This is a genomic window from Kovacikia sp. CALU 1929 (assembly GCF_056784235.1).
This window is the reverse complement of record NZ_JBXBCF010000088.1, coordinates 27499-51114: the sequence shown is the minus strand read 5'-3', so window position 1 is coordinate 51114 and position 23616 is coordinate 27499. Positions and strand designations below refer to the sequence as shown.

The window sequence follows — 23616 nt, the reverse complement described above, 5'->3', positions numbered from 1 at the left end:
TCCAGGGCGTAAGCGCTTTTCTGGATCTGCCATATCCACCCTGACTTCAAAGCTGGTGACATTGGAGGTCACGGTTGCCTGAGCCGCAATCTGGGCTACTTTGCCCTGAAAGGTTTTATCAGAATAGGCATCCGCTTTGAGCGCGACCGTCTGCCCCACCTGAATCCTGCTAATATCGGTTTCGGCAACGTTTGCCACTGCTTGATAGGCAGAAGCCAGCGACAGAATTGACGAAGAGGTCGCAGAGGAAACATCACTGCCGGAGGTGGTTGGGGTGACAAAATCCCCCGGATCGGCAAACTTGCGAGTGACAATGCCGCTGAACGGAGCGCGGATAATCATATCTTCAATTTGCGTTTGCGCCGTTTTGAGGCTGCCCTGTGCCTGAGTCACCTGCGCCCGCGCCTGGTCAATATCTTCCTGACGGCTACCAGCCTGAACCAGCCTGAGTGCTTGTTGCGCCTCATCAACGGCTGCCTGGGCATTATCGCGGGTAGTCCGGTACTGATCCACTGCCTGAGCAGAAATTGCCCCAGCGGCATACAGTTGTTCGTAACGGCTTAGATCTGCCTGTGCCTGGCTCAAGGTCGCCCGTGCACTTCGCCAGCGTGACTCTGCCTGGGCAATCTCCTGGGGACGGTTGCCCGCCCTGACCCGCTCATAATTTGCCTGAGCCGCCGCCAGACTACCCTGCGCCTGGACCAATTGCCCTTGCAGATTTGAGTCGTCCATATATGCCACAATCTGCCCCGTCTGAACGTAGTCGCCTTCTTCGACCAGCAAGCTCCGCAGCCGGCCAGAATTTTTGGGACTGACATTGGTGGACTGCTTGGGTTGAATCGTGCCGTTGGCTGAGATGGTGATGGGCAACGTAACTCGCTCGGCGGAAACCGTCTGCATCTGGCGGCGGGCTTCCTGACGCGAGTTCACCAGCGTTTGACGATAGACAAGGTATCCACCGCCTGCCATTGAACCCAGCAGCACTAATCCGATCAGCCATTTGGTTGACCGATGCTTGAGCAAGCCCTTGGGTAAGAGCATCCAGTCAGTGGACTGGGGAGAATCTAGGGTCATGGGAGCCTTCCTTAGACGACAATCGCCTCTGACATACTTTGAGATTCCTTAGATGGCGTGGAGGGGTTGCCATCCCGACGGCGACGAATGCCTAATGCTTCCACCAGTTGCTCTTCCGTCACCCCTAGCTTTTGAGCTGCACCTGGAATATCCATGCGGGGACGACGGGGGCGATCGTCAGGGGAACGCCCCTCAGGCGGAGGACTGGGCGGGTTAGCCGGTACATCCAGCGCTTGTTTGAGCTGGCTCTCCGTCACCCCTAGCTTTTGGGCTGCTGCCGCAAAGTCAATCCGGCGACGTTCTCTTTTGGGTTTCCCCTGCTGCTCAGTGGTTTGAGCAAAATCTTGCGCATTCCCATCGGACTGAGTATTGCCCGCATCGGCAGCATTACACGCCCCTATCATCAACGGAACGGCTGCCAGCACCAACATTCGACGAATCACCATGACAAACCTCTTCAGGTTAAGAATGAGAAGCCAATTAATCTGATGTCTATGCTCTTGATTGAGCCAGATCAGAATGACAGCTTTCCCTTTCCCTGAATTACAGTTTTGTAATTTTGGTAGTGATACGTCGAACGCTTGTAAGTAGGTAGTCCTAATTAAATATAAAACCTTTGTAGGTTGGGTTGAGGCACAAAACCCAACACCCGCATGGGTTACGCTATCGCTAACCCATCCTACATTTGATTCTACCTGCCTACTTAGCTCTGCCTATGAGCCATTCCCTGTTACGACTACATTGCCTCGCCCAGGATGCGATCGTAAACCTTCAGCAAATAATCTGGCTTATAGGAGGTAATTCCATTCCCGGTGTAGATAAGCAGCACAGAGATTACCGCAACCGGAACGGAGAGGGGTAAATAAATCAAATGCTGGGGTTCGTTCTTCACCATCCGCTGAAGCCGCTCGAAGAACACCTGAATTTTCCCTTGCAGTCCACGCATCGGGTTAGGGTACTCCTTACCGGAGGCATCGGAGGCGTTCTCTTCACTGACGCGATCGGACGCTTTAGCCAAAAGACGATTTTGCCAGTAATAATCGTGACCAATCAACAGAAACCGCCAGAAGAAATGGGACAAGCCATTGGGGGGAGCATGGGTGGCACGCGCTTGGGGTTGTCGCCAGATGGTAAACCCGTCTTTCAGCAAATCGCAGGCATGAATGACACAGTTACCCCGATAGAGCGGTAGACCCGTCGGGATGGGATGGTCTAACAGGAATTGTCGCCGGAAGGCAACATTGTTGAGGAAATATTGGGAGGTCGGAGCGAGGGAGGTTTCGCCTGAGAACTGGGGAAAAATATAGGTGAGCGCCATCGCGGTGCTGTAGGGACCTACCCCGCGGGTTGTGGTTTCACCCGCAACGACCTGGGCTTGACCATCCTGGGCAAAGGTGGTGAGGATCGTTTTCAACCAGGACGGTTCATAGATGCAGTCAGAGTCTGCGTAGACAACAACCGTGCCGGTGGCAAGTTGGGCACCCAGCATCTTTGCTTCGTAGTATCCAGTCCCTGCGGGAGCGGGTTTTACTGTAATCCAGGGGTAGCGATCGCACAACTGCTGCCGCAATTCATCTGGAACATCGCCGCTATCAATTAGCAGAACTTCTCTGGCAAGGCTGGGGGAAATATCCTGATTGACGAGGGAAGCAAGGGACTTCGACAATCCCTCTAGATCGGCATTAACCAGGTTCTCAGTTTCAAGAATGATAGAAAAACTAGGAAGCATTTTGGCAGGAAATCTGTCCATCAATGCAAAGATATTAGGGCAATCATTATCTTAGTGTAAAGGTTCCGGCGAATCTGCCCCCAATCTCGTGAAATTGAAAACTGCTCTATGAATTTGATCCTTTTTCTTTTGCGATCGTCCTGGAAAATGGTGGCGATCGCTGTCTTCACAGGGTTCCTTAGTGGTGGTAGCAGCGCCGGATTGATTGCCCTGATCAGTCACGCGATTAGCCAGGAAACAGTCAATCTGGCTGGGATTGGTTGGGCATTTGTAGGGCTGGCACTGGTTTCTCTGATTACCAGTGTCTTTTCCCAGGTCATGCTGATCCGACTGGCGCAGGAAGCGATTTTTCAACTGCGCCTCAACCTCAGCCGTCAAATTCTTGCCTCAGAACTGGCACATCTGGAAAAGCTGGGTGTGCCCCGCTTACTGGCAACCCTGACCGATGATGTGCAGGCGGTGACAGATGCAGTGCGGTTGGTGCCATTTTTATGTATTGATCTGGCGATCGTGGCTGGGTGTCTGGTTTACATTACCTGGTTGTCCTGGCAGGTGTTTTTTGTCGTCTGTGGGATTACGTTTCTGGCTTTGAGTAGCTGCCGCTGGTTACTACGACGGGGAAAAGTGCTACTGGCACGGGCGCGGGAAGAGCAGGATTTTCTATTTAAGCACTTTCGGACGGTGGCGGAGGGTACCAAGGAACTGAAACTGCATTATTGGCGGCGGCAGGCATTTTTGCGGGAGGATTTGCAGCAGACGGCAGCCACTTACCGTCGGTTCAACGTCGATGGGTTAACCATGTTTGCCATTACGTCTAGCTGGGGCAAACTCATCTTTTTCTTTGCCGTTGGGTTTGTGTTGTTTGCCCTGCCCCGGTTTATGACCCTCAGTTCAGCCACGATTTCTGGCTATGTCCTGACCTTTACCTATCTGATGCTGCCGATGGATCGGTTAGTCAATCAGTTACCCGTCATGAGTCGGGCGGGGATTGCCCTCAGCAAGATTGAATCCCTGGGGCTTTCCCTCGCTAGCCGAGCAGAGACACTAGCCGTACCGGAACCGATTCACCAGGACTGGCGATCGCTCACTTTGAAATGCGTTACTTATACCTACCAAGTGGGCGAGGAAGATGCCTGCTTTGTTCTGGGACCCGTAGATTTAACTTTTCAGCCGGGTGAACTGGTATTTATTGTCGGGGGTAACGGCAGCGGTAAATCAACCCTGGCAAAACTGATCACGGGGCTTTACATCCCGGAGATGGGAGAGGTTTACCTGGATGGTCGTCAAGTCAATGGGGAGCAACGCGAGTGGTATCGCCAGCATTTTTCCGTTGTATTTGCTGACTTTTTCCTGTTCGATCGCCTGCTGGGACTGGATCGAGAAGACCTCGACCTTCAGGCAAAAGACTATCTGCGGCGATTAAAACTTGACCATAAAGTCTCTGTTGTGGACGGGCAACTCTCCACCACCTCCCTGTCTACCGGACAACGAAAGCGGCTCACCCTGCTGACTGCCTACCTGGAGGACCGCCCCATTTACCTGTTTGACGAATGGGCAGCCGACCAGGATCCCACCTTCAAGGAAATGTTCTACACCGAATTCCTGCCCCAACTGAGAAACCAGGGCAAAACGGTTCTGGTGATCAGCCATGACGACCACTACTTTCACATCGGCGATCGCTTGATCAAGCTGGACTACGGGCAGATTGAGTACGACCGACGATCAGAAGGGAAAAGCGTCGAGAGTTAAAAGTTTAGAACTTTGAATTGTAGCGCGATCGCACGGTTGGGTTTTCTGTGATCAACTCAACCTGCAAGATGGGCGATCGGGCTTTTACAGCGATTTTCATTTGGTTAAGCCACACGATTCCCTACTCCCCACTCTCTACTCCCCGTTTTTGCTGTGGTCTACGCATCTGAAAACTGTTGTAAGACAAGAGTCCACTGCGGCATAACGTTCCCAATTACCCGCCGGAAATAATCTTAGACATTCACAGACAAGCCCTTTACGGTCGGTGCCGTGAAATTATGGGGAGACGGGACTGAAGAAGAAGTTATAGACTCAACTTCAGGACTGGGAAACAGGGTGGGAGACGACTATGCATTGGGTGACATTTAATGTCTACTAACATATTGCATCGCCCCACCCTGTGCTTCTCTCGACAACGAATCCTCAGAGGTCGGTGCGGACACACCTTCCATAATCTTTTCGCCTTGAGTAGAAGCAATCCCAGTCGCAGCACCGACTGTAGATTGAGGATAACATTATGAGTCAGGGAGCGTATGCCGCTTATATCGGGATTGATTGGGCTGACCGCAAACACGATATTTATCTGTACAACTGCACAACAGGCGAAACAGAAGAGTCTGTCATTAGTTCACAACCCAATGCGATACAAGCCTGGGTAGAAGGGTTACGAAAACGGTATGGCAATGCTTTGCTGGCGGTGTGTTTGGAGCAGAAGCGAGGACCCTTGATTTATGCACTGTGCCAATATGAGAACCTGGTGCTTTATCCCATTAATCCACGCACTGTTGCTAACTATCGCAAAGCCTTTCAGCCATCTCGTGCCAAGTCAGACCCCATTGATGCTCGAATTCTCGTTGAATTGCTGCAAAAGCATCGCGATAAAATCCCAACTTGGCAACCCGAAAGTGCTCAGATGAGAGCCCTGCGGCAATGGGTTGAATCAAGGCGAATGTTGGTAGGTGAGAAGGTGCGTTTAACCAATCGTCTGACTGCAGCTCTCAAGAACTACTATCCACAAGTGCTGGATTGGTTTGAGGACAAAGACACGCAGGTATTTTGTGAGTTTCTGGAGCGCTATCCCAGCCTCAAAGCGGCTCAAGCCGCAACTGCACAAGAATTAACTCAGTTTTTTCGTTCTCATCACGTGATTCGCCACAGTGCGATCGCCCGTCGCATTGAACAAATTACTGCTTCAGGAATTCCCTTAACTGAAGACCGAGGGATTGTTGAACCGATGCAATGGTTGGTGAAGACCCTAATGGGTCAATTAAAATCATTGCTGTTGCGCTTAAGCGAACTGACGCTCAAAATCGACCAATGCTTTAGGGCGCTGCCTGATGCTGCTTGGTTTGCCGCCCTGCCTGGATCTGGAGAGCATTTAGCGCCTCGACTACTAGCGGCCTTTGGTGAAGATAGATTCTCTTCGAGACGGCAGAGCCGAACGCGCTTTGACAATGCCCAGCAGATGATGTGTTATTTCGGCATTGCCCCGGTCAGAGAAAGTAGCGGTAAAAAGAATTGGGTGCATTGGCGCTGGAGTTGCCCAATTTTCTTAAGGCAAACTTTTGTCGAGTGGGCCAATCAAAGCCGACATCACTGTGCTTGGGCGCAAGCCTACTATCAGAGGCAGCGTGCAAAGGGGAACTCTTATCCTGCCGCTATGCGTTCTCTAGCATTCAAATGGATACGCATCTTATTCCGCTGCTGGAAAAATCGAGAAGCGTATGATGAGACAAAGTATGTTGCAGCGTTGCAACGAAAAGGTTCTCCCTTAGCCAAACTACTTGTTGCTTAATTTAGCGCATCCATCATGCGTTCTTGAACCTAAAACAAACGCAGCCACCGTCGTGCTACGCGCCATCCAAATAACATTGGAATCTTGATTCTAAACCCGCGCCTAAGCTTGACTTCAGAATCAAATCGCAGTCGTTTGTTTAGATCTCGAAGGGTAAACCTTTATTGGCACAGATTCAGAATATTGAGTTGACCCCGTCCGCCTCAGAGGCTATGTTAGACCGCACACCAGAACCAAAACACTGATCGCCCCCAAAATCTCGATCGCGATCACTACAAGCTAATGATGCATCCCACCCATTGGATTGCGATTACCAAACCAAGCTATCAACCAAGTTTGCATCTGCTGAATTTCCTGGTGCTGGCTAGTGGCAATGTTCTCAGCAAAGGGCTGGACAGGTTGATGCCGCACCAGATTACGATTCAGGAGCATTTGCGACATCATCACGGCTCCCATATGATGTTCAATCATATCTTGTAAAAAAGTTTGATCTAAGGTATCGCCCTGAAGTTGGTTCAGATCGCGCATCATGGGAACGTAGGAGACGCTAATATTCCGTCCAGGATACCACTCGTTGAGCCAGTTTTTCATCTGAGCAATTTCAGCAGTTTGCACTTGAATAATATTTTGAGCAAACTGCCTCATCTCAGGACGATTACTGCGTGTCAGAATAATCTGGGCAGTATCGATTGCCTCCTGATGGTGAGGAATCATTTGGGCAAGATAATCAAACTCGCTACTGACCTGCATATGATGCATCATGCCCATGCCGTTGTGAGGAGATTGAGCAGAGGCAGAATCTGGAGAATTTCCAGATGGACGTGTCAGAAGTAAAGTTGAAGTCGCAGCCAGTCCAAGAGCGGCAACCGCCCCTAGCACAACGATAACTTTGTTTTTCAGAAGAGAAATCATATATAAACCTCACTGTACTATAACACCCACCTAAAAGTAGCCAGAACTGCCAGCACCAAGAAATCAGCGGTCTAACGTTCCGGCTGAGCGGCTGCAAACAACCTCTGCAACATCAGCAAGATCCCTCGGCAGTCCGCTCCAGCCGGGTTGTTATGCCGCTCATTAATTAAGAGGCTGTACTAGAGTTTTTACCTAACCAATCTTGTTACTACAACTGATATTGATTTTCCTAGCCCATAAGCAAGACCATACCAACTTCCAGAAATAGCTTTAGCAAACCCGTCTTCTAACTCTCTCTCATATTCTAATTGATCAAAATAAGCTGCTCCCCATCCAAGACCTCTTCCCTTAGCATCTTTAACTTTTATAGGAGCTGATGAAAAAATGTAAAGTGTCAAACGATCTTTATATTGCTTAAACGGATTGAGAAACTTTACTGTCACTTCTATATTCTTGCCAGACAACAAAATATTCGCATCATGAATCTCATTTTCACTAGAATCTACAACCAGGCTGCCAAGAACCTCATTTTGCAGATCTTGAGTTTCAGTTTGTATTGTAAGAGTGAAATCTTGAACTGGTGTCTCACCTCTATTAAATAGATCTAAGGACGTTCTATGAAGAGAATTTATTGACTTCCCTTTGTACTCTAATTTGATATCTTTTTTAACCTGAGAGTCTATTTTCAGCAAAGATACCTGTTCTTTTTTAATAACTTCTATAATTTGCGGTTTTTGCCTAGATAAAAAATTAACAATTAACCATCCAATTATGCCAACAACTATTCCCGCAAGAAAAACCACATAGTTAGAAAATGCTTCATTTAAGAAAAGATTACTTAAATTCTGATTTTGAGAACTACCTTGAGCTTGCAATAGTAAAAAGCAATAGACAAGGTTCCAAGGCATAGGAATTGGATATATCAAAATCTAAGGTACTTTCTAAAAGGCTATACAGATGAGCTTCAGAACTGTCTATGAAGACTGCGGCATAACGGCAAAGGCAGCGGTTGCAGATCCCCTAGACTTGTCGCCCGTAGCACCTGTCAATCCGCTGCACTGACGTGTTAGCTGTCGCCGCCCAACGAATCGCTCTTCCACGACCCAAAGCTTTCCAACGCTTCGCTGCACTTCCCTCGCCCCTCACCCACTTAACCGCTGCCATCAACGAACATCCTACCGGGCGGTATCGCCGCCCCATATATCGCCCCAACTGACCCAACCTTCGCTGACTCAATGGCTACAACTCAGCGACAGTCTTTCAGAAACGACAGCCTCAAACGGAAGGCAGACAGCTAACTATTAATAGACTGAAATTTTCCGCCTAAGATCCCGTAGTAAGTGGATAGGGAGAATGATTCGGCTTAACACCCTAAATTTAGTACTTATGCAGATTATTTCCGCATAGTACACCGCTCAGGCTGGATAGCCCGAATTCTTCGACATAATTTCAGATCTTTAGAGAGATGCACAGCATCATCTTGGATGCCAACTGATCGCTTTGCGCTACAGCCCTCACCGATGAGTCAAGGGTTAACAATTTACTGTAAATCTCCACACTCTGGGTGGATCTACAGCAGGTTCCATAAAACTGTCAGTCCGATCGCCCCTCCCCGTAGGTTGAGGTGAACACCATCAAGCTTTTCACCCATTACCATTCGGCTTCAACAAAACCCAACATCCACAGCCCCTAGCCCACCTCAAATCTTTTTAGAAAAAGCATAGCATCGCCTTTTTTTGACAGGTTAAAAAAGGCGATGCAGGTTTGTTCAAGCAATGTTTTAGCCTAAACCTGACTCTAACTGCTTTTTCGCTTCTGCCAGTGCGTCAGGCAGTTTTTCAGTGTCGCGTCCGCCTGCCTGTGCCAGGTTGGGTCGTCCACCGCCACCGCCACCACAGAGTTGGGCGATCGCCCCAATGAACTTACCTGCCTGCAAACCTTTTTTGTTGACTTCGGGGCTGAAGGCTGCCACCAGACTGACCTTCCCTTCCTCTGCGACAGAACCAAGGATGACTGCACCACCCTTAAGCTTTTGCTGAAGTTGTTCGGCAGCGGTCATCAAAGAGTTTGGATCCACGCCATCCAGTTGGGCGACCAGGATTTGAAAGTCACCAACGGACTCGGCTTTTGCCACTAGCTCATTGGCTTTGGCGAGGGCAAGCTGTCCCTTAAGGGCATCCAGTTGCTTTTGAGCGGTTTTTAGCTCGTTCTGCAAACCCGTAATCCGATCGGGAATCTCTTCCGGCTTAACCTTGAAGCGATCGCTTAAATCGCGCACAATCCCATCGCGCAGGTTCAGGTACTCCAGCACCGCTGGACCAGCAACCGCTTCAATCCGGCGAATGCCAGCGGCAACCCCCGACTCAGAAACGATCTTAAATAGCCCGATTTCAGCGGTGTTGTTAACGTGGGTGCCACCACACAATTCCATTGAAACCCCGGCAACATCCAGCACGCGCACTTCACTACCGTATTTTTCGCCAAACATGGCGATCGCTCCTCGTGCCTTCGCCTCCGCCAGGGGCAAAATGGAAGTCTCCGCTGCGTGAGCTTCCGCAATCCAGGTATTGACCTGTTCTTCAATTTGCTGCAATTCCTCGGTTGTGAGGGAACGGGGGCAGTGGAAGTCGAACCGCAACCGATCAAAGTCAACCAGCGATCCAGCTTGCGAGATGCTGTCATCAACAATCTTTTTGAGGGCAGATTGCAGCAGGTGAGTCGCGGTGTGGTGTGCCTGAGCGCGACGACGACAGGCAAGGTCAATTTGGGCGGTGACGGAATCGGAGGGATGGAGAGTGCCCCGTTCAACCCGTCCATAGTGGACAAAGAAGCTGGATTCTTTCTTCACATCCTCAATCCGCACCACGACATCATCCCCAGAGAGGTAGCCGCGATCGCCAATTTGTCCCCCAGACTCGGCATAGAAGGGGGTTTGATCCAGCACCACCTGGATTTCGGCTCCCGCTTCGGCTGACTGTACGGGTTTGCCATTCACCATCAACACCTGCACCACAGCGGCGGCTGACGGTTGGGTGTAGCCTAGAAACTCCGTCTCTTCAATGTGATTTGCCAGGGTGTCGAGGGTGCCTTGGGCAGTCAGGTCAATCGTTTCGTGCGCCATCTGGGAGCGGCGGCGCTGTTTCTCCATTTCTGCCTTAAAGCCTTCCAGGTCAACCGTTAGTCCCTTTTCAGCCGCAATTTCCTCGGTCAGTTCCAGGGGGAAACCGTAGGTGTCATAGAGGATAAAAGCATTGACACCGGGAATTTCTCCACCGGGACCCAATTTTTCAATCAGGTTTGCCAGTTCCCGTTCGCCAAACTCCAGGGTCTTGAGGAAACGGACTTCCTCCCGTTGCAGGGAAACTTTGATCGTGCGCTCCATTGCCCGCACGCTGGGGTAGGCAGACTCGGAGAGGGCGATCGCGGTTTCCGCCACCTGGGGCGTAAATTCCCTATCGATACCCAATAACCGCCCATAGCGAATCACCCGTCGGATCAACCGTCTCAGCACATAGCCACGCCCTTCATTGGAGGCAACAATCCCATCCGCCAGCATGTGAACCACCGCACGGGTATGATCCCCAATAATTTTGAGGGCAACTTTGGTGGCTTCATCCGATTTCGCGTAGTGAATACCAGCAATTTCAGCGGCTTTCTGAACAATCGGAAAGATTAAATCCGTTTCATAGTTATTCGGCTTTTTCTGGAGGATCTGTGCCATCCGCTCCAACCCCATGCCGGTATCAATATTTTTGTTTTGAAGTGGGGTCAGGTTGCCGTCTGCATCCCGGTTGTACTGCATGAACACCAGGTTATAAAACTCCAGAAACCGGGTGTCATCCTCCAGATCAATCGAGTCATCCCCCAGTTCGGGTTTGAAGTCGTAGTAAATCTCCGAGCAAGGACCACAGGGACCCGTGGGACCAGATGCCCAGAAGTTATCCTTTGCGCCCATGCGCTGGATCCGGTGGGCAGGAATGCCAATCTCATCCCGCCAGATGGCAAATGCTTCGTCATCTTCTTCGTACACGCTGACGACCAGGTGTTCTGGGGGGAAGCCATAGACTTTGGTAGAAAGCTCCCACGCCCAGGCGATCGCCTGCGATTTGAAGTAATCGCCAAAGCTGAAGTTACCCAGCATTTCAAAAAACGTATGGTGCCGTGCGGTGCGCCCCACGTTTTCAATGTCATTGGTACGAATGCATTTCTGGGAGGTGGTCGCACGGGGAACCTCCGCTGGTCGCTGTCCCAGAAAGATGGGCTTAAACGGCAGCATTCCGGCGATCGTCAACAGCACGGTTGGATCTTCCGGTACAAGAGACGCGCTGGGAAGAATCTTGTGTCCCCTAGCCGCAAAAAAATCGAGAAATGCCTGCCGAATCTCAGAGCCGCTCTTGGGAATAGACATGGACCTTAAGTGAATCCGAATTGACTACAAATTACGCTGATCTTTATCATGCCTTATGTCCGGTGAAGTCGGGTGGGAAGTCAGGAAATATAGTAATTCTCCTGCGATCGTCCCTTTTGGCAGATTTGCTCCCTCCGCTACAGAACGGGTTTCCCCTCAAAAAGGCGACCCCATACCTGACCAGGCACAATCCTGGCTCACATTTGCATAAATTCTCTGCTCCTAAGCCTTGCCAAAGCGATCGCGATCGTGCGGTTCGTCGAAATTAATGATTGGACCCTTTGGCACAATTCGAGTGGGATTAATCTCGGTCATACTCATGTAGTAGCCGCGCTTCGTATAGTCTAGATCGCAGGTCACTTTGAATTCAGGACGCTGATACAGATCCTTGAGATAATTCCAGAGGTGTGGGTAATCGACAATCCGCCGCAAATTGCACTTAAAGTGACTGTAATACACCGAGTCGAAGCGATACAGCGTTGTAAACATACAAACATCTGCTTCGGTGAGTTTATCTCCGCATAAATAGCGCTGCTGGCTCAAAACAGACTCCCAGTGATCTAAACCCTCGAAAAGTTCAGTTACTGCTTCTTCATAAGCTGCTTGCGATGTCGTGAAACCAGCACGATAGACCCCCGCATTAATTGGCAGATAAATGGTATCGATCGTCTCATCGATTTTCTGTTGTAGCTTGCGCGGGTATAAATCGATTTTCTTCGTTGCCAATTTTGCAAACTCAACGTCAAACATTCGCATGATTTCACGCGATTCGTTATTGACGATCGTTTGCGTTTGCTTATCCCACAATACCGGCACAGTAACCCGTCCGCTGAATGTGGGATCGGCTTTTAGATAAATTTCTTGCATATATTGGGCGTGATTCACCGAGTCAGGAATGGCTCCCGGTGCGTCCGAAAACTCCCAGCCCCGATCGCCCATAATTGGATCGACAATCGAAATGGAGATCGCATCATTCAACCCTTTAAGTTCCCGCATAATGACCGTGCGGTGCGCCCACGGACATGCCAGAGAAACGTAGAGATGATAGCGTCGTGCTTCTGCCTTAAACCCACTTGATCCATCCGCAGTAACACGACCACGAAACGTGGTTGGAATCGCCTCAAACTTACCACTGGCATCTGCATCCTTCCTGCCAGTTGTCCATTTGCCTTTGATTAACATTCCTGATGGCATAATTTTCTCCTAAGCTTTCTGAGCTTGAATTAGCTGAGCATACTGTTTGATATAAAATTCTTTGTCATGGGCGATCGCACGCATAGATTCGCGATTTGCGACAGCTTCCTCCATTTCTGTAGTCGATTAAGTTCGGGTGGAAATTTCAGGTTTAGAAAAGACTCCAGCACAGACCATTGTTCAAACCAGGGATAATTAGGTTAAATCAACCAGACTAAACTCGGTTCCAAGCCAACAGGAACCTTCCGAGGACAGGTTTTTGAGTCCTTCCTGTTCCATCAATTGCAAATGTTCAGTCAATGCCTTTGTATCTTCCACTGATTGCTGTGAACCATGTTTAACCACATCATTCGTACTGTGATCCATGATCAAAAATCATGCAAGCTTCACCATTAGAAACAATGAGATAACTTTCTATTCATCTTTTTTGACTAGTTTTTTGACTGATACGTTTAGGGTATGGGGAAAAAGGGAAGTTCCAGGGAAGAAATCGGGAAAATCTAGAGAAGATCGGCTTTTACTAAATGAGGCTGCCGGTTAATCAACACCTACAGGATATGAAAGACTCGTTTTTGATACCGCACGAATACTAAAAGAACTCTATTTGTGAAGTATAAAAAATTGCAACACACCCTACAGAAGAAAATATGAGTGATGAATATACGTTTTAGCAAGGGAACGTGCTAGTTATACTCAATCAGCACAAGAAGTCTCGCTTTGGACTTAAAAAGGAACATCGCTATCATCATTAGAGTCTTCTGCCTCATCAGAGCTGCTCCAGAGGGAGTCGGGCTTCTGGGAAATGACTTTTTCCAGGGCTTCAGGCTCTATGGACTCCACTATTTCTTCATTGTCGCTAACCACCTTACCGCCAAAAAACTCTGCCAGTTGTTTAGCCGCCTTGATGGCTTCATCTTCCTCCCAGGAATTGACAGAAGGTTTTTCTGGGTTTGAGGCTTGGGGCAGAGCGCTTGACTCAACGGAATTTGAAGCCGGTGCAGATTTTGAGGCTGGAATTGAGTCTGAAGCTTGGGGGGAGGCAGTTCCCTTCGTTGTACCAGGCTGATAGGCTTTAGATTCCTGAACGATGGGCTTTCTGGGCGCAGGTTTTGAACTTTCAGGGGATGGGTCGGTGGTTGGGTGAGCCTCTGGATTCTCGCGATTGGGCTTACCGCTACCTACGTCTGGAGAAAAGGAACTGGGTATAGACGTGGCTCTGCTAAAAACGGGACCCGCCACTTCCAGAGTCACCCTGACCTGTTGGTGAAAAACATCGGCAAATGCCTTTTCAATGTTTTTCAACTGATTTTGGGCAATTTTCACCAGCTTGTCAGAACTGATGCCAATCTGAGCTTCCTGCCCGTTGAAACCAAGCAGTTGCCCGTGTTCGTTTAGCAGCGCTTTGCTCAGCGGGTGGAGGTGGGCGATGATTTGCTGCCAGATCTGGTTCAGGTTGGAATCAGCAGGCTGATTGCTGAGCAGTTCTGGTGGATTTACTACTGGGGGCACAGGCTCTGACTCTGGCTCGATCGCCCCTTGCGATCCTTGATCACCTTGATCGCGCTGAAGAGAGCCAGAATCAGAAATGTCTGGTTGAGGGGCAACCGTTGGGGCTGGTGGAACTGGAGGAGCTTCTCGGGGTTGACCCACGGTTGGGGCGATCGCCCCAACCGACTCCGCCCGCACTGTTTCGGTTTTCCTGGGGCTGACCGCTGGGCTGACTCCAGTGGACTGACTGCTAATTGCCGATGGCAACAGCCCCATCAAGGTAATTTCCAACCAGAGGCGGGGTTGGGTTGTATTTTTGAGTTGAATTTCACAGCTACGCAGGTGTTGCTGCCCTGCCAGGATGGTGCCGATGTCAATTGTCTGGGCAAACTCGCATAACCTGGACCAGGTTTCCTGGGTCAGTGCCACCAGGTCCCCCCGCTCTGGGGCAGTTCTGGCAATTAATAAATCGCGGTAGAAGCTGGCAAGGTTTTGCAGCACAATCAGCGGTTCCCGTCCCCGATCCATCAAGCGGCGGGTGTGGTTGAGCAGCGCTTCCGGGTCATCCTGGGCGATCGCCTCCAGCAGCGCCATCAAATCCCGCTCTGGGACAGAACCCACCAGATCCCAGACCTTATCAACGGTGACCTCTTCTGCCAGCAAGCTCAGTTGATCGAGCAGACTTTCTGCATCTCGTAGCCCTCCCTGGGAAATCTGAGCTACCAGAGTCAGGGCTTCCTGGGTAATCGCGATCGCTTCCTGATCGGCAATCTGGCGCAGATGTTTGACCATCGAGTCGAGGGGAATGCGGCGAAAGTCAAACCGCTGGCAGCGAGAGATGATGGTTGGTAACACCCGCTGCGGGTCGGTGGTTGCCAGCACAAAAACAACGCGATCGGGAGGTTCTTCTAAAGTCTTCAGCAAGGCATTAAAGGCAGCGGTGCTGAGCATGTGGCATTCATCGATGACGTAAACTTTATAGCGACACTGGACGGGTGCAAACTGGGACCGCTCAATCAGTTCACGGATATTGTCTACGCCAGTGTTGCTGGCAGCGTCAATTTCAATCACATCCAGGGCAGAACTGTTGGCGATCGCCCGACATACCTCACACTTGCCACAGGGCTTTTCGGTTGGTGCATCTTGCTGGAGGCAGTTGAGCGATTTTGCCAGAATCCGAGCACTGGAGGTTTTGCCGGTTCCCCGCGCTCCGGTAAACAGGTATGCCGGGGCAATCCGTTGTTGCTGGATGGCATGGGTCAGGGTAGCAGCGATCGCCTCCTGTCCCACCAGATCTGCAAATCTTTGGGGGCGATACTTGTGGTGCAGTGGCTGATAGGTCATTGCGTCTCCAGCAATCCCCGGACCCTAAATTTACGGTGATTTTTAGATGAGTAAACCACAACTATTAAGTGGATGGGTCTTATAGCGCTAAGTCACGCCGCAGGCTATTAGAGTAACCCATCGGTGCAGCTAAATTCTGTGCAACCACGATGCGCCTCATTCTCTAGCGTAAGCGATAGTGAAGCGAAAGATAGAACACCTGATCTATTTTTGCCGATTTCGATCGCTCAAAGCAGACCGTGCCTGTTCCCGATCATCAAAGTGGATCTTCTCGGTTCCCAGGATTTGATAATCTTCGTGCCCCTTCCCCGCAATCAGCACTCCGTCACCTGGTTGGGCTTGTAGGATAGCGGTACGAATGGCAATGGCGCGATCGGCAATCACAACTGGCTCTACGGCATCTGGAATGCCTGCCAGAATATCTTGTAGAATCCGTTGCGGGTCTTCTGTGCGGGGGTTGTCGGAGGTGACATAAGCCACGTCTGCCAGATCTGCTGCAATCCGACCCATTTGGGGACGTTTGCCACGATCGCGATCGCCGCCACAGCCAAATACACAAATCATTCTGCCGGAAATGAAGGGGCGAGCTGCCCGTAACAGATTCTCCAGGCTATCGGGGGTATGGGCGTAGTCTACAATCACGCTGATGTCCTGATCAGAAGACCCATGAACTTGTTCCATCCGTCCTGGTACACCATCAAAGTGAGGCAATGCCGTCACAATCGCTGCCAACTCCAGTCCCAGGTGTAAGGCTGCCCCCACTGCCGCCAGCAGGTTAGAGAGATTGAACTGCCCGACCAGGGGTGATTGAAATGCTGCCTCGCCCTGGGGCGTATGGATAATCCCCCGAACACCATCCGAACCATAGGTCAGATCGCTCGTCCACAAATCTGCCCTGGCATCGTGGGTGCTATAGCTCCAGACGCGCGATCGCTCAAGCGTCTGCATCAACTGCTGTCCGTAAGGATCATCCCAGTTAATCACCGCCCGCCCCTGGAGGTAGTCAGCGCTAAACAATAGCGCCTTGGCTGCAAAGTAATCCTCCATATCGCGGTGAAAATCCAGATGATCCTGGGTCAAGTTGGTAAATACTGCCACTTCAAAGGGGCATCCCTTCACCCGCCCCTGGGAGAGGGCATGGGAACTAACCTCCATCACCCCATACTCACACCCAGCCGCCTGCGCGTCTGCAAGCTGGCGCTGTAACTCTACCGCAAAGGGAGTCGTATGAGCCGCCGTTTGCTGATAGTTGCGCCAGCGGGCATACAGCGTCCCCATTAAAGCGGTTGGTTTGTGAGCCTGGTTCAGCAGAAACTCAATCAGATGGGTGGTCGTCGTTTTACCGTTGGTGCCCGTCACCCCTGCTAGCTTCATCTGCTGAGCAGGATAACCGTAGAACACCCCCGCCAACCGGGCGCAGGCACCCACCATATCCTGCACCGGAATGATACAGGGTTGCCCACCCGTCGCGGACTGCCCATTCCGTGCCTTCTCGGCTGCCTGGGGCGAAACCACCGCCGCGATCGCCCCCGCCGCGATCGCCCCTGCCCAAAAATCCCCACCATCCACACGGGTTCCCGGCATCCCGATAAACAAGTCTCCCGGCTGGCAGGCAAGGGAATTGGTCGCTAACCCCTTAACCTCCTGCTCCAAAGCTGGATGGTTGGGTAACGCAATTTCAGGAACAGCAGCCAGTAACGTTCGCAACTTCATGTCAGCTAATCCTCACAAAGGCACTTTCTATTCTCTGCGATCGTTCTGCCAATATTTCTGTAACATCTGCTCCAACTGTGCCACTGTCGATCGGGGAGAAGGACGGGGAATTGGCAGGGGAGACGGGTCAGGGAGGGAGGGAGGGGGAGCCAAAAACAACACCGGCACCTCATACTGATACGCCTGAAACCAATCCTCGCGGGTAGTGATATCCCGCACCTCCAATTCCAGATCAAGACTCCGAATTTGCTCCAACTTTTCCTGCAACCCTTCACAGAGGTGACACCCCGGCTTGCTATACAAAATCAACTTCATCTTCAGTTCTCCTTGTCAGGTGTGAGGGGACAGGTGTCAGGTGTTTTGCCTTTACCCCTCAACTCTGAACTCCCCACTCTCAACCCGTTCATTTCCCTCCCTCTCTCCCCTCCCTCAATGTACATTTGTATAGGATCTTCATGCTTCTCTACTGTTAACGATCCCGTAGTTCGGTATGGTAGAAATTGCGAACGATCTCAGGCAATCGAAGCAACGATGACTCAGTTTACTGAACCACTGATCCAGCCCGCCAGTCTTGACCTCAGAAAGCTTAACCAGAAATTTGAAAAAGCCCATCCCAAAGACATTCTGACCTGGTGTGTAGTAAACATACCAACCAGGCTGGTGCAAACCAGTGCCTTCAATGTAGACGACATGCTGATTACGGATTTGTTGTACCGTGATCTAAAGCCGGTTCCACCCGTGCCTGTCCTCTTTCTCGAAACGTTACACCACTTTCCCCAAACCCTGGAACTGGTTGCTAAGGCAAAAGCTATCTATCAGCTTGACTTAAAAATCTACAAGATCAAAGGTGTGAAAACGCGGCAGGGGTTTGCTGCCAAGTACGGCGAATCGCTTTGGGCAAAAGATATACACCGGTTTTCTCAACTAACTAAGATTGAGCCACTTCAGCGCGGATTAGAAGAACTGGGGGCGATCGCCTGGATCACTGGGCGCCGGCGCGACCAGGCAACAACTCGCCAGGACATGCCAATTTTTGAGTTAGACCAGCAGCAGCGTTTGAAGGTAAATCCTTTAGCTAATTGGGAACGGAAGGAAACCTGGGCATACGTTTTTGAACACGATGTGGTTTACAATCCGCTGCACGACCAGGGCTACCCCAGCATTGGAGATGAACCAATTACGAGTCCCATCAGAGACGGGGAGGACGAACGCGCCGGTCGCTGGCGAGGACTCGATGGCAAAACTGAGTGTGGCATCCATTATTACAGCGATTTTTAGAGGCGTTGCTACCTTACCTGAGATTCCACATCTGCCGCTTGATCAGCCATTCTCCTGAGTCCTCTTTATGGAAAAGCCAGGTCTTTGTAGTTTGGAATGAATTCGTCGCCCCATCAGCTTGGGCAACCGTGTTCACATTACCTTGGGCAATCCATAGACCCATTGATCGTCGATCCGTAGAGCATCAAGGGGTGTCAGTTGAACAGTCCATTTCGCGACATCATAATCCTTCTGTTCGTTCTTTGAAATCTCCTCTGGTCCGTGTTCAGGTTCCGACCCAGGCGGAATCCGAATGGCATCTGCGGCAAATAGCTTCCGATAGGCTGTCGAATCGTTGGCGCTAACGGCTGCCTGATACTTCTCACACATTGCCTTGAGAACCTCATTCGCATCAATCATATTTTGTGTCTCCTGAGTTCGGTTGCTCTCTCTCATTGCATAGCCAATGAACAGCATGAGGATACCGAAGCCAGCTTCTTGCAACGGCACTCATGGAAGTTCTTTCGGGCGATCCGCTCCAAACCTATCGATGCAAGACTCAGCTTGCGTCAAAACGGATAAAAGTGCTATTCGTCCTTATGCAGCGGGTAGTTAGGACAAACTCTACAAAATCGATTTTGTTTGAGTATATTTAGCCACTACTAAAATATCTTGGGGCACCTGATTTGTGCAGTTTTTGCAACAGTAAATTACAAATCTTTTAGGTTGGCAAAAGACTTGGTTATGCCACTTCATTTTTTGGCGAATTTAAAGAATGCAGTCGGTGTTTCTATCGACCAGTCAAGCGGTCAAACCGCTCTTTGATTGCCAGGTTGATTAAAGCACGAAGCAAAAATAAACCACTGATTCCAGACAGCACGAAGGCAGCGATCGCCCAGGGCTGGTATCCACCCACCAGTAGGACGACCCCAGCCAGTAGGGCAAACCCTGTAATACTGGCGTAAATCAGCCCCCTGATTGCCAGGTGCAGGGCACGCAAGGCACGTTCTGTTTCCAGCGAACGCACTTTAATTTCTAATTCACCCTGCTCCAGGCGTTCTTCCAGGCGTTGGATAACTCGTTCAGCGGCACTGGGCTGGCGCAACCTGTAGGCAATGTACTCTTTCGCCTGTTTGGCCAGTTCTCCTAAGGAGCTACCTGGTTCTTTTGTACTGGCAAGGCTTTTGACAAAAGGTTTCGCCGCTACAAGCAGATTGTATTGGGGGTCCAGGTCACGGGCAACGCCGTCCAGAGTTGTTAGTGCTTTGAGAATAAAGGTCATTTTGGCAGGCAGGCGAAAGGGCTGTTGCTCAAACAGAGCATAGACCTCGTTTCGCATCTGGTTAAATGCCTGAAGCTCAACTGGCTTTTCGGTAAACTTTTCCAGGATGAAGCGAATAATCCGCCGGATGGGGGTCATGTCTGAGGTCGGTTCTACCAATCCCATCGTGGTCAGGGTATCCAGCACCTGATCAGCATCTTTACGCAGAACCGCAAAGAACGTCCTGACCATCTGGTCCTTGTCGATAGACTGAACTTCCGCCATCATGCCAAAGTCATAGAAGATCAGGCATCCATCCTGGCTGACTGCCATATTACCGGGGTGAGGATCAGCCTGGAAAAACCCATCTTGAAGTAACTGCTTCAGGTAACAGCAAATGCCAATCTGGTTGATTTCTTTGACATTAATGCCGCAGGCTTCCAGGCTCAGGCGATCGTTCACCTTAATTCCCGGCGCATAGTCCATCGTTAATACCCGCTTGGTCGTGTAGTCAGGATAGACCTTGGGGACAAGGATGCGGGGATGGTCACGGAAGTTATAGCGGAAGCGATCGCCATTCATCGCTTCCTGGATATAGTCAATTTCTCTATAGAGAATATGGGTAAACTCCTGGTAAATGGCATCCAGGTCGTATTGCCGGGTCCAGGGTAGGTAGCGCTGGCAGGAGCGGAGCAATTTCCGTAAAACCTTGAAGTCCAGGTCAAATAACTTTTCCAGTCCCGGACGCTGGACTTTAACGACCACCTCTTCCCCTGTATGCAAGCGAGCTTTGTGAACCTGCCCCAGGCTGGCGGCAGCGATCGGCTGGGGGTCAAAATCCCTATAAAGCTTGTATAGGGACCCTCCCAACTCAGATTCAATAATTGAGATTGCGACATCCCCGTTAAATGCTGGAACCTGATCCTGGAGTTGTCCCAGCGCTTTAACGTATTCAATGGGCAACAGATCTCCACGGGTAGACAATGCCTGCCCAATTTTGATAAAGGTAGGACCCAGTTCTAATAACGTTCCCACCAGCCACTGTGCCCGCAAGTTACGGTACTTGGAGGAACGGCGGGCAGTGGTGTTGTCCCACCAGAGGTAGAGCATCAGTTGAGTCGCCGATACAAACACATCCATCTGGCGCGCCAGGGGAGAGTATCTGGTGCGTTGCCAGCGGAGCGGTTTGGATGTAGCAGCAGGATTCAGCATTGCCATAGGCTATTTCAATTTAGTCTACCCGTGGGCAGTACAACTGCCTCAATCAAAAAACACCCCCATCCCCTGTTCTCATCCCAGACTCCACCAATTCAGAACTGAGAACCCTCAAGAACTGGTAAGGTCAAGCGTTTGTGGCAGCGTCAGGGTGAAGCTGGTGGTGCAGGACGGAATGGAGTCAGTTGGGCAGCTAGAGACGGTGATTGTGCCGTTAAGCATCTGAACCAGAGACTTGACAAGAGCCAGCCCCAAACCTGTTCCCTGGATGGCATTTTGGGTGGCTCCCTGGCACCGTCTGAACTTATCAAAGATAAAGGGCAATTCGGCAGGGGAAATGCCAGGTCCAGAGTTGGTGAGGGTCAGAATCACTTTATTGGTGGGCTGGTGGGGCTGGTGAGTAATACTGAGATATACCGCACTATGGGGGTCAGAGTATTTGCCAGCATTGGTTAACAGTTCAATCAGGATGCGGTTGAGGCTGTCGCGATCGCTGTGTAACTTAAGCGGTTTTGCGGGTAAGTCAAGCACCAGGTTTAGCCCTTTGGTTGCCCATTTTGAATTGAACCCTTTTTCCAGATCCAGAACCAAATCCATCAGATTAATTTCTTCAAGCTGAATTGAGACCTGCTTTGACTCCAACTCCTGGAGTGCCAGCAGATCGTTAATCAGATTGGTTTCTTGGGCGCATTGCTGTTCCAGGATGTCTAGATAACGACCGCTGCGATCGCTAGATAAGCCAACCTGGCGCAGCATTCGGATTGCCATCGTCATACTGGTCAAAGGAGTGCGCAGTTCATGGCTAACCGTACTCAAAAATTCGTCTTTCAACTGGTTCAGGCGACGGAGTTGGTCTAGCTGTTGCCGCGTCCGTTCGTAGAGTTTTGCCTGGATTGAAAGACTTTGCTGAAGTTCTGCGGTGCGTTTCTCAACCAGTGCCTGTACTTGCTTGAGTGTCTCTGTTTGAATGATGGCAGTACTCACTTGAGCACTGACTAACTCAACCAGTTCAATTTCTTCTGGTTGCCAGATATGGGGTTGGCTGTGTTGGAAGACGAGAAAGCCCAACACTGTTCCCTGGCTTTCGAGGGGAAACAGGAGCAGGGAAGGCATTTCTTCCAGATTAAAAACCGGGGCAATGGCAGGAACGTTCTCAACGGTGGGTAGCTGATTGCGGTCAACCGCGCTGATGGGATGGTTGGGATGGCTTAGGGCATAATGGCACAGCCCACATTCTGATAGCCAGAAGGAATGATTGAGGGCACTGGCAGGTGGCTCTAAAGATTGGTCACGATCCATTTCTTGCAGCCATTCACAGGTAACGATTGCCCGCACTTTTGGCAGGTGTTCCTGAAAACGGCTTTTGAACAGCGGATCCCAGTACTTTAGCTGAAGTAGAAGTCCCCGCTCGACCTGAAGTGCCTTTGCAGTGCCTTCCGTAGCAAGTTGCAAAATTTCATGCAGATCGGAAGCAGTATGGATTGCCATCGTCAAGCGGTTGATCACCGCCTGATATTCCACTTGTTTATTAAGCTGTTGTTGAAGTTGAAATTGGGAAAGGGCGATCGCCACCTGTTGAGAAACCATTTGAAGACCCTCAATCTCTGAGTCTGTCCATTCGTAAGGGTGCGATCGCACCAGGCTAATTAGCCCATTGATGCTCCCTTGAAATTGAGTCCTGTTGACCAATATTGCTTTGACGGTTGCGAAAACTCCCCCACCTTTGGAGATCAACTGTCCAAGGTCTGGCAGCAGCTTAATAAAGGAATCCGTTTGTTTAGACTGGGAGGCTTCTAGATTGGGTATGATAACGGATTCATGGATAGGTGTTGGAGTTTCAAAAGCCGCCTGAATGGCTGGCAAATGATGAATTGGTTGAATCTGTCCATCATACCAGCAGGCAATTTGGGCATCTGGCAGGGCAATGATACAGCCATCAACCTGAAAGGCATTTCCCAGGGCTGAGGCAATTTTGACCAGGAACTGACTTAGATCGGTGCTGGTAGAGGCAATTTTGATAATCGGGTGCCAGAGATTGGCAAAATCTTCATCATTCCGCATGACTGAAGTAGAGGGGGCTTTTACCAAAAGGACTTTGATTAAGTGAGTCAGAGAGGATATTGGAGTATCTGTTACATCTAATACATTTGACAGCATCCCTCCATCTGGGCTGGCTTCGTTCAATAAAAGTGCCGTTCCCTGTTGCATATCCTTCATGAAATCCTGGACCCCGGTCTATAGTCTGCTGCTTATCATAGCGATGCACATCCGTATTTAGAATTCCCGAATGACCGCAATCCCTAGCAGAAAATTTCCAGGAAACTTTGTAGACAAAACTTCGACTTTATTTTTTGTACCAGAAACCCATTAGTCAGCTTGCTCTAGATTACACTGCTTGCCATAACAGAGTATCCGTATTTTCCCGGCTCTAGGGAATAGAAGCCATTCCTGGGTCGCCTATGCCTAGCTCAGCGAGG

General features: G+C 50.3%; 19 protein-coding genes. 4 read left to right on the top strand and 15 right to left on the bottom strand.

What is annotated here, in order from left to right; translation table 11 throughout:
- From AC1S52_RS24290 to AC1S52_RS24280, 3 genes are all read right to left on the bottom strand, one after another.
- Window positions 1-1074, bottom strand: a 1074-nt coding sequence (locus AC1S52_RS24290; RefSeq protein WP_482031619.1) for an HlyD family secretion protein, incomplete at its 3' end; no start/stop codon positions are given.
- Between the two features lie 11 nt (window positions 1075-1085).
- Window positions 1086-1520, bottom strand: a complete 435-nt coding sequence (locus AC1S52_RS24285; RefSeq protein WP_482028218.1) for a hypothetical protein — start codon at window positions 1518-1520, stop codon at window positions 1086-1088.
- A gap of 290 nt (window positions 1521-1810) precedes the next feature.
- Window positions 1811-2824 carry a glycosyltransferase family 2 protein gene (locus AC1S52_RS24280; protein WP_482028219.1) on the bottom strand — a complete coding sequence of 338 codons (1014 nt, stop codon included), beginning with the start codon at window positions 2822-2824 and terminating at the stop codon, window positions 1811-1813.
- Window positions 2825-2911: 87 nt separating this feature from the next.
- On the opposite strand from AC1S52_RS24280, the gene AC1S52_RS24275 reads away from it, so the two are divergent.
- Both AC1S52_RS24275 and AC1S52_RS24270 read left to right on the top strand, forming a co-directional pair.
- Window positions 2912-4552 carry a cyclic peptide export ABC transporter gene (locus tag AC1S52_RS24275; RefSeq protein WP_482031618.1) on the top strand — a complete coding sequence of 547 codons (1641 nt, stop codon included), beginning with the start codon at window positions 2912-2914 and terminating at the stop codon, window positions 4550-4552.
- A gap of 517 nt (window positions 4553-5069) precedes the next feature.
- A complete protein-coding gene (locus tag AC1S52_RS24270) occupies window positions 5070-6347 on the top strand; it encodes an IS110 family RNA-guided transposase (protein WP_482031617.1) in 1278 nt (425 codons plus the stop codon).
- A 279-nt stretch (window positions 6348-6626) separates the two neighbouring features.
- Here the strand turns inward: AC1S52_RS24270 and AC1S52_RS24265 are convergent, their stop codons facing one another.
- From AC1S52_RS24265 to alaS, 4 genes are all read right to left on the bottom strand, one after another.
- On the bottom strand, window positions 6627-7259 hold the full coding sequence (locus AC1S52_RS24265; protein ID WP_482031616.1) for a DUF305 domain-containing protein: 633 nt from the start codon (window positions 7257-7259) through the stop codon (window positions 6627-6629).
- 188 nt (window positions 7260-7447) lie between these two features.
- Complete coding sequence (locus AC1S52_RS24260; protein ID WP_482031615.1) at window positions 7448-8167, bottom strand: hypothetical protein; 720 nt, start codon at window positions 8165-8167, stop codon at window positions 7448-7450.
- Between the two features lie 66 nt (window positions 8168-8233).
- On the bottom strand, window positions 8234-8389 hold the full coding sequence (locus AC1S52_RS24255; protein ID WP_482031614.1) for a hypothetical protein: 156 nt from the start codon (window positions 8387-8389) through the stop codon (window positions 8234-8236).
- 650 nt (window positions 8390-9039) lie between these two features.
- Window positions 9040-11667 (bottom strand): alanine--tRNA ligase, encoded by a 2628-nt coding sequence (gene alaS / locus AC1S52_RS24250; protein WP_482031613.1) that lies wholly within the window; start codon window positions 11665-11667, stop codon window positions 9040-9042.
- A gap of 55 nt (window positions 11668-11722) precedes the next feature.
- Here alaS and AC1S52_RS24245 point away from each other — a divergent pair, with 55 nt between their 5' ends.
- The gene (locus tag AC1S52_RS24245) at window positions 11723-11878 is read left to right on the top strand and encodes a hypothetical protein (protein WP_482031612.1); all 156 of its coding nucleotides are present in this window, start codon (window positions 11723-11725) and stop codon (window positions 11876-11878) included.
- 11 nt (window positions 11879-11889) lie between these two features.
- Here the strand turns inward: AC1S52_RS24245 and AC1S52_RS24240 are convergent, their stop codons facing one another.
- The 5 genes from AC1S52_RS24240 to AC1S52_RS24220 form a co-directional block, all read right to left on the bottom strand.
- The gene (locus tag AC1S52_RS24240) at window positions 11890-12861 is read right to left on the bottom strand and encodes a glutathione S-transferase family protein (RefSeq protein ID WP_482031611.1); all 972 of its coding nucleotides are present in this window, start codon (window positions 12859-12861) and stop codon (window positions 11890-11892) included.
- A 195-nt stretch (window positions 12862-13056) separates the two neighbouring features.
- Window positions 13057-13227, bottom strand: a complete 171-nt coding sequence (locus AC1S52_RS24235) for a hypothetical protein (protein WP_482031610.1) — start codon at window positions 13225-13227, stop codon at window positions 13057-13059.
- Between the two features lie 357 nt (window positions 13228-13584).
- A complete protein-coding gene (locus tag AC1S52_RS24230; protein WP_482031609.1) occupies window positions 13585-15693 on the bottom strand; it encodes a DNA polymerase III subunit gamma/tau in 2109 nt (702 codons plus the stop codon).
- A 204-nt stretch (window positions 15694-15897) separates the two neighbouring features.
- Window positions 15898-17406 (bottom strand): UDP-N-acetylmuramoyl-L-alanyl-D-glutamate--2,6-diaminopimelate ligase, encoded by a 1509-nt coding sequence (locus AC1S52_RS24225; RefSeq protein ID WP_482031608.1) that lies wholly within the window; start codon window positions 17404-17406, stop codon window positions 15898-15900.
- Between the two features lie 27 nt (window positions 17407-17433).
- A complete protein-coding gene (locus AC1S52_RS24220; protein WP_482031607.1) occupies window positions 17434-17721 on the bottom strand; it encodes a glutaredoxin family protein in 288 nt (95 codons plus the stop codon).
- 216 nt (window positions 17722-17937) lie between these two features.
- Here AC1S52_RS24220 and cysH point away from each other — a divergent pair, with 216 nt between their 5' ends.
- A complete protein-coding gene (gene cysH / locus AC1S52_RS24215) occupies window positions 17938-18684 on the top strand; it encodes a phosphoadenosine phosphosulfate reductase (RefSeq protein ID WP_482031606.1) in 747 nt (248 codons plus the stop codon).
- Between the two features lie 132 nt (window positions 18685-18816).
- Here cysH and AC1S52_RS24210 read toward each other — a convergent pair whose 3' ends face one another.
- The 3 genes from AC1S52_RS24210 to AC1S52_RS24200 all read right to left on the bottom strand — a co-directional run bounded on the left by AC1S52_RS24210 (window position 18817) and on the right by AC1S52_RS24200 (window position 23356).
- Window positions 18817-19083, bottom strand: coding sequence for a Cif family virulence factor (locus AC1S52_RS24210; RefSeq protein WP_482031605.1), 267 nt, complete (start codon window positions 19081-19083; stop codon window positions 18817-18819).
- 370 nt (window positions 19084-19453) lie between these two features.
- Window positions 19454-21142, bottom strand: a complete 1689-nt coding sequence (locus AC1S52_RS24205; RefSeq protein WP_482031604.1) for an ABC1 kinase family protein — start codon at window positions 21140-21142, stop codon at window positions 19454-19456.
- 108 nt (window positions 21143-21250) lie between these two features.
- Complete coding sequence (locus AC1S52_RS24200; protein WP_482031603.1) at window positions 21251-23356, bottom strand: GAF domain-containing sensor histidine kinase; 2106 nt, start codon at window positions 23354-23356, stop codon at window positions 21251-21253.
- Between the last annotated feature and the right edge of the window lie 260 nt (window positions 23357-23616).

Coding starts and splice junctions, on each gene's coding strand:
- AC1S52_RS24285 (WP_482028218.1), bottom strand. CDS start 1,520: ATGGTGATTCGTCGAATGTTGGTGCTGGCAGCCGTTCCGTTGATGATA.
- AC1S52_RS24280 (WP_482028219.1), bottom strand. CDS start 2,824: ATGGACAGATTTCCTGCCAAAATGCTTCCTAGTTTTTCTATCATTCTT.
- AC1S52_RS24275 (WP_482031618.1), top strand. CDS start 2,912: ATGAATTTGATCCTTTTTCTTTTGCGATCGTCCTGGAAAATGGTGGCG.
- AC1S52_RS24270 (WP_482031617.1), top strand. CDS start 5,070: ATGAGTCAGGGAGCGTATGCCGCTTATATCGGGATTGATTGGGCTGAC.
- AC1S52_RS24265 (WP_482031616.1), bottom strand. CDS start 7,259: ATGATTTCTCTTCTGAAAAACAAAGTTATCGTTGTGCTAGGGGCGGTT.
- AC1S52_RS24260 (WP_482031615.1), bottom strand. CDS start 8,167: ATGCCTTGGAACCTTGTCTATTGCTTTTTACTATTGCAAGCTCAAGGT.
- alaS (WP_482031613.1), bottom strand. CDS start 11,667: ATGTCTATTCCCAAGAGCGGCTCTGAGATTCGGCAGGCATTTCTCGAT.
- AC1S52_RS24245 (WP_482031612.1), top strand. CDS start 11,723: ATGTCCGGTGAAGTCGGGTGGGAAGTCAGGAAATATAGTAATTCTCCT.
- AC1S52_RS24240 (WP_482031611.1), bottom strand. CDS start 12,861: ATGCCATCAGGAATGTTAATCAAAGGCAAATGGACAACTGGCAGGAAG.
- AC1S52_RS24235 (WP_482031610.1), bottom strand. CDS start 13,227: ATGGATCACAGTACGAATGATGTGGTTAAACATGGTTCACAGCAATCA.
- AC1S52_RS24230 (WP_482031609.1), bottom strand. CDS start 15,693: ATGACCTATCAGCCACTGCACCACAAGTATCGCCCCCAAAGATTTGCA.
- AC1S52_RS24225 (WP_482031608.1), bottom strand. CDS start 17,406: ATGAAGTTGCGAACGTTACTGGCTGCTGTTCCTGAAATTGCGTTACCC.
- AC1S52_RS24220 (WP_482031607.1), bottom strand. CDS start 17,721: ATGAAGTTGATTTTGTATAGCAAGCCGGGGTGTCACCTCTGTGAAGGG.
- cysH (WP_482031606.1), top strand. CDS start 17,938: ATGACTCAGTTTACTGAACCACTGATCCAGCCCGCCAGTCTTGACCTC.
- AC1S52_RS24210 (WP_482031605.1), bottom strand. CDS start 19,083: ATGATTGATGCGAATGAGGTTCTCAAGGCAATGTGTGAGAAGTATCAG.
- AC1S52_RS24205 (WP_482031604.1), bottom strand. CDS start 21,142: ATGGCAATGCTGAATCCTGCTGCTACATCCAAACCGCTCCGCTGGCAA.
- AC1S52_RS24200 (WP_482031603.1), bottom strand. CDS start 23,356: ATGAAGGATATGCAACAGGGAACGGCACTTTTATTGAACGAAGCCAGC.